Origin of the sequence: Labrys okinawensis (assembly GCF_047345005.1) — a bacterium.
Classification (GTDB): domain Bacteria; phylum Pseudomonadota; class Alphaproteobacteria; order Rhizobiales; family Labraceae; genus Labrys; species Labrys okinawensis.
Genome location: NZ_CP178864.1, coordinates 6,000,318 through 6,013,138, shown reverse-complemented (window position 1 = coordinate 6,013,138; position 12,821 = coordinate 6,000,318). Strand labels below are relative to the sequence as shown.

The window sequence follows — 12,821 nt, the reverse complement described above, 5'->3', positions numbered from 1 at the left end:
GCTCTGTTTTGAGGGCGCTTCTTTGTCGGCCACTGCCTCGTCAATCGGAGCTCTCGTCCAGAGACAGCGAGGCCTCGATCTCCGTCCGGATCCGGTCCACAAGGACAGCCGGGCCCTCGAGGGCGAGGCCCGAATTGGTGCCGGAGGTCAGGGTGACCTCCTGCCCGTCGATCGTGAAGCGAAGGGTCGTGACCTCCTGGCAGCCGCCGGTGTCCCAGGAACTGGCGCGCGTCTGCGCCTTGAGCCTGCGCAGCGCGGCGAGGGCCCCGGCTCTCAGGGCTTCGTCGTGCTCGCGTCCCAGGATGAGGCGTTTGGAGCCTGAAATGGCTGGCAAGACACAATTCCCTATCGGTAGGTAATGCCGATTAGCCGTGAAGGGCTGTCTTGTCCAGTCAGCTTATGGATTTTGCGCGAATTGCACTCGCATGAAATCGCTATAGGCCTCCGCCGTCATCGCGCGGCGGGCCCTCATGGCGCTGGTGCGGGAGTTCAACGCGCGGGCGCGCGGATGAGATCTTTCCTTTCTTCGGAGGCCAGCCATTTCGGCCAGAGTTCCTCGATCGCCTGGCTGCGGCCGGCGCTGAACTCGGGGAGGGCGGAGGGCCCTTCGCCCGCGCCGTAGCGCGGATCGGAAGCCCGCGTGACGACCACGGGGGCGCCGCCATGCTGGTCCAGCGTCACATCGACGATCCAGCCGCCAACTTCCACCCAGGCATGCGCCTCCCAGCCCTGCGGGGTCTGGAAGCCATAGGGGCAGTCATCGGGGCCGTCGGGCAGCAGCCGCGGCGTGCCGGAACGCCATCTCGCGGGCAACCCGAAATCCTCGCGCAGCACCTTCTGCAGGAAAACGCTCGAGCGGGTGTCGGTCCAGCGCGAGGGCACCGCCGGCATCTCGCCCCAGGCGTTGTGCCACTTGAGCCAGGCAGGCTCGAGAAACCGCCGGACCGCGTCGGCGATGTGGATAAGCTGCGCCTCATCGACCATGACTGGATTGTAGGCTGGCGGCCATGCTTGCGAAATAGATATTCGCTGCTTTTTCGCGGCTTCAAACGATCGCCGGCACCCCCCGTGGCGGCACTGAGAGGATGGCGGCGAGGGTGTTGAGGCCCTGGCGCAGGGCTTCCCGGCTCTGGGCGGCGCCCAGGGAGACGCGCAGGGCTGGCGGCGGCGCTGATACCGCGAAGGCTTCGCTGCCGACGATGGCAAGGCCCGCCTTGCGGGCGTCGGCGCTGAAATCGGCCTCCGCCCAGGCCTTGGGCAGGCTGAGCCAGAGGTGGTGGGCGTCGGGATCGGCGCGGAAACGGAAGCCCCGCAGCGCATCGGCGGCGATAGCCTGCCGCGCCCGGTTCTCGCGGCGGATGGAGGCCGTGAGCCGCGCCATGGTGCCGTCCTTGATCCAGACGGTGGCGAGGCCGGCCATCAGGGGCGGCGCCATCAGGTTGGTGACGCGGGTCTGTGCGGTCACCTGCAGGGCGCCGGCCAGGCTCGGTGCCACCACGTAGGCAAGGCGCAAGGCCGGCGTGGCGCATTTCGATAGCGTGGCGATGTGCCAGGTCCGCTCCGGCGCAATGGCGGCGAGCGGCGCAGGCGGTGCCTCGGGCAGGGCGCCATAGGCATCGTCCTCGATGAGGGCGATGTCGTATCGCCGCGCGATAGTCGCGAGGGCCTCGCGGCGCTCGCGGGGCAGGGTGGCCGTGGTCGGATTGTCGAGCGTCGGCACGCAATAGAGTGCCGCGGGCGGCGCCATCCGGCACAGGCGTTCGAAGTCGTCGGGGATCAGCCCGTCTTCGTCCGCGGCGACAGGCACCAGGCGCACGCCGCAGCGTGCGGCGACGGAGCGCAGGCCGGGATAGGTCACCGCCGGGGCCGCCAGCACGGCGCCGGGGGCCATCAGGGTGGAGACCACCGCGAACAGGGCCGCCTGCGACCCCGAGGTGACGACCAGCCGATTGAGATCGACGAGGCCGAGACGCGGCTCGAGGAAGAGCGCCCCGGCGGCCCTGTCAGCCGGGGCGCCGGCATTGTCCTGGTAATGCAGTTGCAGCAGGGCGTGTGGGGAGGCCAGCACCGCGCCGATGCCGTCGCGGATGGCCTCGCGCAGAAGGGCGTCCGCTGGCTGTGGCGGCATGTTCATGCTGAGATCGATGAGGGGCGAGGTGTCGGGGGCCGTGGCCTCGTAGCGCGCCGTGGGTTCATGGCGTGGCGTTCTGGGCGCGCTGACGAAGGTGCCGCGCTTGGTGTTGCCCTCCACCAGGCCCTCGCGGCGAATTTCGTTGAAGGCGCGCGTCACCGTGGTGAGGTCGACGCCCAGCGCCTTGGCAAGCTGGCGCTGCGGCGGCAACTGCGTGCCGGGCGGAAGACGGCCGGCCTTAATGTCCGCGGACAATGCCTGCGCGATGGCCAGATATTTCGGCGCGTCCCGGGCGAGGGTTGCCGGCAGCCAGAATGTCGCAACCGAATTGTCTTGCATTTGTATGCCTACAATAATAAATAGAGGGCATCGATTGGGCCAGTGAGCAACAGTTATGTCAGTATCTGGTGCCAATCAAGGGAATCTGAACGCAAGATAGTGCTATTTGTATGGAATATCAATCCATACATTTTGTGCTTGCCAGGCAAAGGAGCCTCGCGATGACCGAACAATCAGCAGCCGAGCAATCCATCTGGCGCGTCGGCATTCGCGGCCGCTGCCCGCGCTGCGGCCGCGGGAAGCTTTTCAGCGGCTTCCTGAAGCTTGCGCCGAAATGCAATGCCTGCGGGCTCGACTTTTCCTTCGCCGATCCGGCCGACGGCCCGGCCTTCTTCGTGATGATGACCATGGCCTTCCCGGCCACCGGCTTCGGCATGTGGATCGAGCTCAGCTACGATCCGCCGCTCTGGGTGCATTTCGTCACCACGCTGCCCTTCCTGCTGCTCTCCTGCATCCCGATCCTCCGACCGATCAAGGGCGTGCTGGTGGCGAGCCAATATATCAACAAGGCGGAGGAGGGGCGGCTGGTCCAGCCGGACGAGGCGCCGCCCGCGCGGGTTCAACTGGCGGGGCGAAGCTGATAGGTTCGCCCGTACCATCGGGTTGCAGCCATCATGTATTTATCCCCCGCCGTGCCGGTCTCCCCGCGCGATTTCCATGACCGGATCTACGAGGGCGAGGTCATCAGCTTTGCCAATCTCGCACCGATGCGCGACCTCGTGGCCTTCGCCCGCGGTATGCTGGAGGAGGCCTTGGCGCCGCATGCCCCGGTGGAGATCCACCGCCATCTCCCGCATGACAGGCAGGTCGAGGCCTTCGCCGGGATCGAGAAGGACTTCGCCCGCTCCGACACGGTGAAGCGGCTATGGGCGGGCGTCTTCGAGGCCGCTGGGCTCGACCCGGCGCTGCTCGCGCGCGACCGCCTGCATCTGCGCTTCCAGCCGCACCAGGATCCCGCCGCCGGGCTGCCGCGCTCGCGCAACACCTCGACCGTCGCCTTCCACCGCGACACCTGGGGCTCCAACCTCTACGCCCAGACCAATTGGTGGGCGCCGGTCTATCCGATCACCGAGGGGCGCACTTTCGCGCTCTATCCGGACCTGTGGGCGCGGGCCGTGCCCAACACCAGCGCACGCTTCGACCTCGAGGCCCTGCTGGCCCGCGCCAGGACGGAAGGGCGCCATTCGATGGGCGCCGACGATGCCATTCCGCATCTGAACGAGGCTGTCGATGTCGGCCGTGTCGAGCCCGTGGTGATCGAGCCCGGCGAGGTCATCGCCTTCTCCTCCGCCCATGCCCATGCCGGCGTCGGCAACACCACCGGCCTGACGCGGATCTCGCTGGAGACGCGCACGCTCTGGATCGAGGATGTGCGGGCCGGCCGCGGAGCGCCGAATATCGATGGCGAGGCACCCTGGATGGCACCGGGCCTGTTCCGCAGGGCGACCGACGGCGAGAAGCTGACGGCGCTGCTGGGGTGGAGGGAGCTGGAGCCGTATCGGCGGGGGTGAGGGGACTTTATCGGTGTGCCGACCTCCGGGTCGGCACGGAACCGTAGCATCTCGAGAAAAAGTGCCGACCTGGAGGTCGGCACATCTAGAGCGTTTTGCGATTTGACGGAATCGGCAAGAATCGCAAAGACGCGTCGAAACAAAGAGCTAGAGCAGAGAAGCGTTTACGCCTAAACGCGCTTTGCTCTGGCTCACGCCTCCGCCGCCTCGCTCCGGGGCCCACGCCCGCTCATGGCATCGCCGGCTCCCCGCGGCAGCCTAGCCGAGACCGGGGCCGCCAGCACCGAGATCGCCGTCACCACCAGGAAAGCCACCGAGAAATCGGCGAGCGTCGTGGCGGCATGGCCGAAGGCGAGGCGCGAGCCCGTGAGCACCAGCGCGCCGGTGCAGATGCCGAAGGAGAGCATCAACTGCTGGAAGGTGGTGTAGAAGCTGTTGGCCGAGGAGGTGCGGTTCGGCGGGATGTCGTCATAGGCGATGGTGTTGTAGGCGGTGAACTGCAGCGACATCGAGAAGCCGCACACCATGAGCACCACGAAGATGCCCCAATGCGGCCAATCCGGCCGGAACAGTGCGCAGAGCGCGTAGAGCAGGCTGGAGAACAGGCCGTTCCAGATCAGCGTGGCGCGGAAGCCCCAGCGCTTGAGGATGGGCCTGGCGGCGGCCTTCATCAGCATGGAGCCGCAGGCGGTGGCGAAGGTCATCAGCCCGCTCGCCACCGGCGACAGGCCGAAGCCGATCTGCAGCATCAGCGGCAGCAGGAAGGGCTGCGCGCCCTGGGTGATGCGCGAGAGCGAACCCGCCACCACGGAGATGCGGAAGCTCCTGATCCGCATCAGGGTGAGGTCGAGAATCGGCTCGAACCGGTGCGGCCGGCGGGCATAGACGATATAGCCAGCCCCGCTCACCACGCCGACGAGGAGCAGCACGATCGCCATCGGTGCCTCCTCGAGCGTGCCTCGGCTGGTCATCTCGAAGCCGAACAGCAGGCAGGCGAGCGACAGGCCGGAGAGCACGAAGCCCGCCATGTCGAAGCGCTCGCGCCGGCCCTCCCTGGTGTTGGGGATGAAGAGCTGGACGAAGACCAGGCCGATGACGCCGATCGGGATGTTGATGTAGAAGATCCAGCGCCAGTCGAAATAGCTGACGATGAAGCCGCCCACCGGGGGCCCGAGGATCGGGCCGATCAGCGCCGGCACCAGCAGCCAGCTCATGGCGGAGACGAGGTCGCGCTTGTCCACCGTGCGCAGCAGGATGAGGCGCCCCACCGGCACCATCATCGCCCCGCCGGCACCCTGCAGCACGCGCGCCGCCACCAGCATCGACAGGTTCGGCGCCCAGGCGCACAGGATCGAGCCGACCATGAAGATGGCGATCGCCGAGGCGAACACCGTGCGCGCGCCGTAGCGATCGGCAATCTTGCTGCTGGCCGGGATGAGCACGGCGAGACTGAGGAGATAGGAGGTCAGCGCAATGCTCATATGCGCCGGCGAGACCTGGAAGGACTTTGCCATGGTGGGCAGCGCGGTCGCGAGGACCGTGGCGTCCAGCTGCTCCATGAACATGGCGCTGGCAATGATCAGCGCGGTGGTTCTGAAATTGGGCCGCGCCATCTGGGGCATGGCACCGAGGGCTAACTCCGACATGGAAATGACAATTCATACAGCGGCCTGCCCAAACGGCAGGCTTTGAAGGAAACGGGCCAACTCTAGACGGGGAAGGATGGATAAATCGTTATAGGCCCGCTTTTGGTCTGAGGAAATGGCGAAATTAGGGTGGCAGGCGAAAAATTGGGCAGTGGTGCCAACCAGCGTTGCGGTCGACTCCCCGCGGGCCCGTGTCATCCCCGGCGAGCGAAGCGAGGGAAGGGGATCCAGGGGCCGAAGGTTGGAGCCCCATAAGCCCCTGGATCCCCTTCCCTCGCAGTCACAAGCAAGAGCTCGTGACGTGCTCGCCGGGGATGACATGGGAGGCAGCCTCATGGTGGGGCTGGTGTGACTTGGGGCAGGTCGGCATCGCACACCCGTCCACGAAAAGCTGAAATACAAGAGAGCCCCCGGCGCCTCCCGCTCAATCCTCCAGAGCGACCGGCTTCAGCGCGGGATAGAGGTCGCCTGGGCCGGGATTGTCGCCGGGCGAGCTGCCGCCGAGATGGGTCATCACGCCCCATACCGCGTTGAGCGCGGTCTGCACCGCGCCCTCCACCCAGGCCGGCGTCCAGCTCACCCCGTCCCCGGCCATGAAGATGCCACGCTGGCTTTCCGGCAGGCCGGCCTGCATGAAATGCCCGTACATGCGATGGTTGTAGCGATAATGCCCCGGCAGTGCGCCCTTGAAGGCGCCGAGGAAATTCTCATCCGCCTCCCAGCTCACGCAGATCGGGCTTCCGATGATGTGGCTGGCGATGTCGAGCCCCGGATAGATCCTGGACAGGGCCGAGAGGGCGAGCTCCACCCGCCGCTCGGCCGGCAGCGGCAGCACCTTCAGCGCGTCGGTCATCCAGGAATAGGACAGGCAGATCACACCGGGCCTGTCGTCGCCATTGTCGAACAGATAGGTGCCTCGCGTGATGCGGTCGGTCAGCGTCATCGACATCAGGTCGCGGCCGGTGGCCGGATCCTTGTCCTTCCAGAAGGGCCTGTCGACCATCACGAAGGTCTTGGCCGCCTGCATGTAGCGCGTGCGGTCGAGTGCCATCCAGAGCTTCTGGTCGAACAGGCTTTCCTCGGCGTCGATCGAGGTGGTGAGCAGATGGCTCTGGCAGGTGACGACCACCGCTTCATAGTCGTCGCGATTCCCCCACTGGTCCGTCACCACGAAGCCGCCCTTGCCGTTGTGGGCGATCGCCTGCGCCCGGCCCCTGGTGGCGCCGGCATTGAGCCCGGCGAGGGTGGTGCCGGCGGGCCAGTGCGCCGGCTTCTCCGGCGCTTGCCGCCAGATGCCCTGGGCGACCTGCTCGACGCCGCCGACCACATAGCGCTGCTCGTCGTCGAAGCCGCCGAGATTGACCCGGAGGATCTCCAGCATCGAATTGGGGAAATCCGAATCCCAGCCGCCGGTGCCGAAGCCCACCTGCCCGAACACCTCGCGGTGGCGGAAGGAGAGCTGGCGGAAAGCCCGCGAGGACACCACGAAATCATAGAAGGTGCGCTCGTCCCACGCCTGCACGATCGGATCCCAGATCGCCTTGATGGCCTGGGGGTCGCGCGCCCGCATCGCCGCCTGCAGGGCGGAGAACTGGGCGCCGTCCTCAAGGGCCTGGTGATAGGCGGAGGCGACTTCCCGATAGAGCGGCGGCAGGTCTTCCAGCGTGCGGGCGTAGAGGGTCTCGCCCTCGAGATCGATCACAGTGGAGCCGGCGGCCGGCGTGAGCGGATTGGGAAAGGGCCGCGTTTCCAGGCCGAGCAGGTCGACATAATGGTAGAAGCCGCGCGAGGACACCGGAAAGCGCATCCCGCCGAGCTCGGCCACCACGCCCTCCGCGCCCTCGAAGCGCTGCGAGCGCAGCCGCCCGCCGAGCCGAGCCGATTCGTAGAGCACCGGCCTGAGGCCGAGCCGCATCAGCTCATAGCCAGCCACCAGCCCGGCCGCCCCGGCGCCGATGATGGCGACGCGCGCGCCATGCTTCCCGGCCGGCACGGCGCCGAGCCCGGCCGGATGGGCCAGCCAGTCGTCATAGGCAAACGGAAAATCCGGCCCGAAGGCGCTGAGGGCATCGCTTGCGTGGTTGGGCATGATTGTTTCCCCGCTGGGCATGATTGGCGCCGAAGGGATACATGCCATCATGCCTGGGCGTGGGGATAGGGGAGGTGCTGCGATTCGGGAGAGGGGGATTTACTGTGGCGATGCTTTTGGCGGCGCCGCCAAGCAGATCCTCGCCATCGTGGTGATGCGTGTGGCGACGGAGCTCGTGAGTGAGCAAGCATTTTCAGCTTTAAACCCAAGCTGCCAAAGGCCGGATTGGTTCGCCAACTCAGCAACGGTCGCTGCGTCAGGCCCCTCCCGATCGAGCCCGCACAACTCGATATACTGGTTCTCCAGGGCGATGATGTGATTAGCGGTTCCCCATCACTCGTGTTGCCCTTTGTCTGTGACAGTAAATCCAAGGCGCTCATAGGCGCCTCTCGCACGCGCGAGATGGGGAACTGCAATGACGGGGTGATCGATGTCAAACGACTTTTCCATTTCGCTCCCTACTGCTTCCCGTGGGCCCTGCTGGCCGCCCTGCTTCCCCGGTCAGTGTTCGGAAGAAACACAGTCAGGAGGCCCATGAGGGGGAAGAACGAGCAAACCTTGTAGACAAACTCTATACTCGTCCAATCGGCCAGCGAACCGAGCAAAGCCGCACCTAGGCCACCAAAGCCGAACAGAAGGCCGAAGAAAACGCCTGAGATCATGCCAATACGGCCCGGCACCAGAGACTGTGCGAAAACAACGATCGCCGAGAAGGCAGACGCCAGCACGAAGCCGATGACCATGCTGAGCGCGATGGTGCCCCAAAGGCTCGCATAGGGCAGCGCAAGCGTGAATGGCAGAATGCCAAGAATGGAACCCCAGATGACCTTCTTGCGGCCAATCCTGTCGCCGACAGGCCCGCCCACGAGGGTACCAGCCGCTACGGCGGCCAGGAAGGTGAACATGCACAGCTGCGCATCCTTCGGCGACACGCTGAAATGATGCATCAGATAGAATTGGTAGAAGCTGTCGAAGCTCGCGAGATAGAAGGTTTTTGATAGCATCAGCAGCGTCAAGATGAAGATTGCGGCGCCAACCCTTCGCGAGGAAAGTGCCCCCTCCTGAACGGCAGGTTTGACACCCCGCTTTGCATGGCCGTTCCTTTTGTACCAGCGGCTGATGCCGATCAGGATGCTCATTCCGGTAAGTGCCGCGAGCGCGAACCAAGACAGGCTGTTCAACCCGCGCGGCAAGACGATGAAGGCGACAAGCAGAGGGCCAACGGACGAGCCGAGGTTGCCGCCCACCTGAAAGATCGACTGGGCAAGACCATGTGAAGTTCCAGCGGCAAGCCGGGCGACGCGCGAAGCCTCCGGATGGAAGATGGACGAGCCAATGCCGAGCAGCGCGCCGCCAAGGAGCAGCAACCCGTAGGTGTGCGCCATGGACAATGTCAGAATGCCGGCCATGGAGAACGCCGACGCAAATGGCAGCGAATATGGCTGTGGCTTTCCGTCCGTGTAATGGCCAATCAGCGGTTGGAAGATTGATGCCGACATTTGGTAGGTGAACGTCAGAAGCCCAATCTGGCCGAAGGTGAGATCAAAACCCGATTTGAACAGCGGGTAGGTTGCCGTGAAGACCGATTGCATCAGGTCGTTCAGGAAGTGGCAGACGCTCGCCGCGAGCAACACGGGAAAGGTCAATCCAACGGCGGATGATTTGTGCAGGGCTGCTTGGTTCATGGGCCGGATATCTCGGAATTCGTCAGAGAAGGGCACATCGGTTGCGCCCGTTGAACCGCCGCATTAGAAGGTTGTAGATAGGCCCGCCACCGCGTTAGGGCCATATTCTTACGAGAGTGGGCCATGTCCTCAAACAGGCAGCGGGAGAGGTACTTCAAGGACGTCGTGCGCCCTGTCATCCCGCTAAGGAACGACTACCCCGACGGATTCTTCATTGAGCCGCATTACCATCGCCGCCACCAACTTCTGTATGCCTCGTGCGGCGTCGTGGTGGTCGGCACGCCGCACGGAACATGGGTAATGCCGCCGCAGCGAGGGATGTGGATACCATCCGGTGTCATCCACGACGTGAAAATCCTAGGGGCTGTCACCATGCAAAGCCTCTATTTCGAGCCCGATGACATCGTAGGTATGCCGCCGCAATGTCAGGTTCTTGGTATTTCGCCCTTTATGCAGAGCTTGCTCGCGGAAGCCGTGCAACTTCCCGTCGAATACGAGATGAACCAGAGAGCGGCTGCGCTGATGGCGCTGATTCAGCACGAGGTTCGGCTGATGCCCCACCTGTCGCTTTCACTCCCGTTTCCAAGCCACTGGGCGCTTGCCGAGCGATGCCGCTCCTTTCTCAGGCGCCCAAACGCCCACCAGACAATCGACAACTGGAGCAACTCTTTAGGCATGGGGCGCCGCTCGTTCACGCGCCTGTTCAAGAAGGAGACCGGCCTAAGCTTCGTGGAGTGGCGACAACAGGCATGTCTGGTGTCTGCACTGCCTCGTTTAGTGGCGGGTGAGGCTGTCACGACAATCGCAATCGATCTTGGCTATGACAATCCTGCCGCCTTCACGACCATGTTCAAGCGGGTTCTTGGGGCTTCGCCGCGTACATACCTGGGGTCAGTCGCGTGATGGCTGCGGGGCTCGCATGCGATGGGATCATAGTGTTTTGAACCTTCCACTCCACGTTTAAGCGGGTCGAGCTCTGACACGTAAAGTTTGTCCGTAAGGGTATGCCCATATGGACAAGTGCCTTCCTCTCGCTGGCTCTCATCTGAGGTATTCGCATTCTTGGCAGGGCGTGCCGTTGGAGTACGTTGGGCAAATAGGACCATACCTCGACATTCCACTCCTGCTTTGCTCTACTCCTCCCCGGAGCGAAGGAGGGCGAGGCTCGTAAATCCGGATCATGACCGGTGGCCCCGCCCCTTCCACCCACCCCGATGTCCTGCGGCCTTGCCAGCCGCGCTGCCTGTGGTCCGGACGGCCTGCGAGAATGGAGCCTCGCGGGATTGGATCGCGCGCAAGGGACATCGTCCGGCGGCTTCGGCCGGCCTTCAGGCGAAAGCCTGTGGGTCGTCACCGAGCCGGATGCGGGGCTTGATGAGAGGCGGATGGACCGCTCACGGCGCAATAGGACATGATCCTTGCGCCGCAGATGCGTCCCCGGACCAGGAGAGAGGCCGGCCGCTCCAGGCCGGATCACTTGCGGTGCCGGCGTCATTTGGCGCAGGTCATCGTGGGCCCTGGTTTCGACGCTTCGTGGGTGAGGCGCAGGACGATCCCACCCGGTCCCGCATGGCTGCGGGAGGGCCTGGGGGCCTGCGCCATCCAGCATGTCCCGGATGCCAGGAGAGCGACGTGATCTCCAGGGCGACAGGGCGTGCCTTCCCGAATCGGCAAGGGCCGGGAAGAGGCCGGTCCGGCATGCGCGTTGTTGGCATGTGCGGGATCGGTGCGGGGCAACCTGCCGGAATAAGGTGACGGCGGCTTTCCCCAACAAGCCCGCCAGAGCCATGAACCAGCAAGGCACGGCTTTCCTGCGGAAAGCCGCCGTCACCTTGACCGCGCCCACTGTCATGACTCAGCCCGAAAGGGCGTGAGAACGTGGTCGCTTGGCCGCAGGGTGGCGCGAGGTCTGCACTCAAAATATCCGCAATAGCGCAAAGTGGCTTCAGACCCGATCGCCAACGAGCCAGGAGAGGCTGTCATCCCCTTCCCTCGCAGTCACAAGCCTTTGCTTGTGACTGCGAGGGAAGGGGATCCAGGGGCCGAGGGTCTCTGCCCTATCAGCCCCTGGATCCCCTTCCCTCGCTTCGCTCGCCGGGGATGACAGCCAAAGCCGTCGAGCCTAGAGCCACAATGCGCTAGTCGGTAGCTTCGGCCTCCGCATCGTCGAACAAGTTGATTTCTCGGGGTATTGCCGTTTCCGGCTTGATTTTTGCGCGCATCGAGAGCCATAAGCCTAGTCATCAGGAAGGATCTCTTCCCTTCCCGAGCCAGGAAACCATGTTGCAGATCCTCGTCGCCCCTTTTGCGTTTGCTTGTGACGCCCGCATCCTGCCGGTCTTCGTGCCGTGCCTGGAATCGCGCGTCCGCGGCGGCGTGAAGCATGAGGGTTGCGGCAGGGATAGGCTGTCGACGTTGAATGAAGCCGCCGGCAAAGCGGCGCTCAGTCAACACACGATATAATCCGGCGGCAGGGCAGTCCCCTCCGCCTTGATGGCAGGAGGGTTTGTACGCCCGTATCATCCAGATCAGCATTCACGGTGCGCCCGATCGCGCGCTTCGTCATGCCTGCATCTGGCCATGCGCCACACATTCTCTTGTCATCTTCCTGTCTTTTCGTTGCCGGACAAGCGTCCGGCCAGACCTGCCAACGGGGCTGGCCGCAGGCCCGACAGCGAAAGCCGAGCCAAGCCTATCCGCCGGCCGGGCAACCGGTCATCCCGTTCCTCCAACTCGTTGTAACCCCACAGGAATACCGCGTCGAAGCAAGGCGTTGAGTTGAGGCCCTTATGTCATCGCATCCCGCGCTCATATTGAATGCCGATTTCCGGCCCCTGAGATATTTTCCGTTGTCGCTCCTGTCCTGGCAGGATGCGCTGCGTGCCGTGTTTCTCGACCGCGTGAGCGTGGTGGCGGAATATGATGCCGTGGTCCGCAGTCCCTCGACGACAATGCGCCTGCCTTCGGTGGTCGCCCTGCGCGACTACCAGAAGGTCGACCGCACCGTGCCGTTCACCCGGTTCAACCTGTTCCTGCGCGACGAATTCACCTGCCAATATTGCGGCGAGGGCTTCCAGGCCCGCGACCTGCAATTCGAGCACGTGATCCCGCGTTCTAGGGGCGGGGCGACCTCGTGGGAGAACATCGTCGCGGCCTGCGGCGATTGCAACGCCGAGAAGGCTGACAGGATGGACATGAAGCCGATCCGCAAGCCGGCCCGGCCCTCGCCCTGGGATCTGCTCGAGTCGAGCAGGCGCTACCCGCACAACTACCTGCATGAGAGCTGGGTCGACTATCTCTACTGGGATAGCGAGCTGGTCTCGTAGGAACCTGGCGCAAAGCGGCTTTAGTGCGCGGTGGATTTGGGTTCGATTGCTTTGGCTGTCATCCCCGGCTGAGTTGCTCGCGAGCGCAGCGAGA

Annotated in this window: 12 protein-coding genes; 5 read left to right on the top strand and 7 right to left on the bottom strand. The window is 64.5% G+C overall.

What is annotated here, in order from left to right:
* Positions 1 to 40 precede the first annotated feature (40 nt).
* From ACMDCR_RS28000 to ACMDCR_RS27990, 3 genes are all read right to left on the bottom strand, one after another.
* Positions 41 to 334 carry a hypothetical protein gene (locus ACMDCR_RS28000; protein WP_413989757.1) on the bottom strand — a complete coding sequence of 98 codons (294 nt, stop codon included), beginning with the start codon at positions 332 to 334 and terminating at the stop codon, positions 41 to 43.
* A gap of 155 nt (positions 335 to 489) precedes the next feature.
* The gene (locus tag ACMDCR_RS27995; RefSeq protein ID WP_413989756.1) at positions 490 to 984 is read right to left on the bottom strand and encodes a hypothetical protein; all 495 of its coding nucleotides are present in this window, start codon (positions 982 to 984) and stop codon (positions 490 to 492) included.
* 61 nt (positions 985 to 1,045) lie between these two features.
* The gene (locus ACMDCR_RS27990; protein ID WP_413989755.1) at positions 1,046 to 2,470 is read right to left on the bottom strand and encodes a PLP-dependent aminotransferase family protein; all 1,425 of its coding nucleotides are present in this window, start codon (positions 2,468 to 2,470) and stop codon (positions 1,046 to 1,048) included.
* A gap of 161 nt (positions 2,471 to 2,631) precedes the next feature.
* On the opposite strand from ACMDCR_RS27990, the gene ACMDCR_RS27985 reads away from it, so the two are divergent.
* Positions 2,632 to 3,051, top strand: coding sequence for a DUF983 domain-containing protein (locus tag ACMDCR_RS27985; RefSeq protein WP_413989754.1), 420 nt, complete (start codon positions 2,632 to 2,634; stop codon positions 3,049 to 3,051).
* Positions 3,052 to 3,084: 33 nt separating this feature from the next.
* Positions 3,085 to 3,981 (top strand): hypothetical protein, encoded by an 897-nt coding sequence (locus ACMDCR_RS27980; RefSeq protein ID WP_413989753.1) that lies wholly within the window; start codon positions 3,085 to 3,087, stop codon positions 3,979 to 3,981.
* A gap of 191 nt (positions 3,982 to 4,172) precedes the next feature.
* Here ACMDCR_RS27980 and ACMDCR_RS27975 read toward each other — a convergent pair whose 3' ends face one another.
* The 4 genes from ACMDCR_RS27975 to ACMDCR_RS27960 all read right to left on the bottom strand — a co-directional run bounded on the left by ACMDCR_RS27975 (position 4,173) and on the right by ACMDCR_RS27960 (position 9,401).
* Positions 4,173 to 5,627: a DHA2 family efflux MFS transporter permease subunit gene (locus tag ACMDCR_RS27975; RefSeq protein WP_413989752.1), complete on the bottom strand. Its 1,455-nt coding sequence runs from the start codon at positions 5,625 to 5,627 to the stop codon at positions 4,173 to 4,175.
* 424 nt (positions 5,628 to 6,051) lie between these two features.
* The gene (locus tag ACMDCR_RS27970; RefSeq protein WP_413989751.1) at positions 6,052 to 7,716 is read right to left on the bottom strand and encodes a flavin monoamine oxidase family protein; all 1,665 of its coding nucleotides are present in this window, start codon (positions 7,714 to 7,716) and stop codon (positions 6,052 to 6,054) included.
* A 333-nt stretch (positions 7,717 to 8,049) separates the two neighbouring features.
* Positions 8,050 to 8,166 carry a VOC family protein gene (locus tag ACMDCR_RS27965; protein WP_413989750.1) on the bottom strand — a complete coding sequence of 39 codons (117 nt, stop codon included), beginning with the start codon at positions 8,164 to 8,166 and terminating at the stop codon, positions 8,050 to 8,052.
* 8 nt (positions 8,167 to 8,174) lie between these two features.
* Positions 8,175 to 9,401: an MFS transporter gene (locus ACMDCR_RS27960; protein ID WP_413989749.1), complete on the bottom strand. Its 1,227-nt coding sequence runs from the start codon at positions 9,399 to 9,401 to the stop codon at positions 8,175 to 8,177.
* Between the two features lie 123 nt (positions 9,402 to 9,524).
* On the opposite strand from ACMDCR_RS27960, the gene ACMDCR_RS27955 reads away from it, so the two are divergent.
* From ACMDCR_RS27955 to ACMDCR_RS27945, 3 genes are all read left to right on the top strand, one after another.
* Complete coding sequence (locus ACMDCR_RS27955) at positions 9,525 to 10,304, top strand: AraC family transcriptional regulator (protein WP_413989748.1); 780 nt, start codon at positions 9,525 to 9,527, stop codon at positions 10,302 to 10,304.
* A 1,377-nt stretch (positions 10,305 to 11,681) separates the two neighbouring features.
* Complete coding sequence (locus ACMDCR_RS27950) at positions 11,682 to 11,864, top strand: hypothetical protein (protein WP_413989747.1); 183 nt, start codon at positions 11,682 to 11,684, stop codon at positions 11,862 to 11,864.
* A gap of 326 nt (positions 11,865 to 12,190) precedes the next feature.
* A complete protein-coding gene (locus ACMDCR_RS27945; protein WP_413989746.1) occupies positions 12,191 to 12,727 on the top strand; it encodes an HNH endonuclease in 537 nt (178 codons plus the stop codon).
* Positions 12,728 to 12,821: the final 94 nt, after the last annotated feature.

What these genes read in the sequence shown, in the direction of transcription:
- ACMDCR_RS27995 (WP_413989756.1), bottom strand. Translation starts at nt 984, where the DNA reads ATGGTCGATGAGGCGCAGCTTATCCACATCGCCGACGCGGTCCGGCGG.
- ACMDCR_RS27990 (WP_413989755.1), bottom strand. Translation starts at nt 2,470, where the DNA reads ATGCAAGACAATTCGGTTGCGACATTCTGGCTGCCGGCAACCCTCGCC.
- ACMDCR_RS27985 (WP_413989754.1), top strand. Translation starts at nt 2,632, where the DNA reads ATGACCGAACAATCAGCAGCCGAGCAATCCATCTGGCGCGTCGGCATT.
- ACMDCR_RS27980 (WP_413989753.1), top strand. Translation starts at nt 3,085, where the DNA reads ATGTATTTATCCCCCGCCGTGCCGGTCTCCCCGCGCGATTTCCATGAC.
- ACMDCR_RS27975 (WP_413989752.1), bottom strand. Translation starts at nt 5,627, where the DNA reads ATGTCGGAGTTAGCCCTCGGTGCCATGCCCCAGATGGCGCGGCCCAAT.
- ACMDCR_RS27970 (WP_413989751.1), bottom strand. Translation starts at nt 7,716, where the DNA reads ATGCCCAACCACGCAAGCGATGCCCTCAGCGCCTTCGGGCCGGATTTT.
- ACMDCR_RS27965 (WP_413989750.1), bottom strand. Translation starts at nt 8,166, where the DNA reads ATGGAAAAGTCGTTTGACATCGATCACCCCGTCATTGCAGTTCCCCAT.
- ACMDCR_RS27960 (WP_413989749.1), bottom strand. Translation starts at nt 9,401, where the DNA reads ATGAACCAAGCAGCCCTGCACAAATCATCCGCCGTTGGATTGACCTTT.
- ACMDCR_RS27955 (WP_413989748.1), top strand. Translation starts at nt 9,525, where the DNA reads ATGTCCTCAAACAGGCAGCGGGAGAGGTACTTCAAGGACGTCGTGCGC.
- ACMDCR_RS27950 (WP_413989747.1), top strand. Translation starts at nt 11,682, where the DNA reads ATGTTGCAGATCCTCGTCGCCCCTTTTGCGTTTGCTTGTGACGCCCGC.
- ACMDCR_RS27945 (WP_413989746.1), top strand. Translation starts at nt 12,191, where the DNA reads ATGTCATCGCATCCCGCGCTCATATTGAATGCCGATTTCCGGCCCCTG.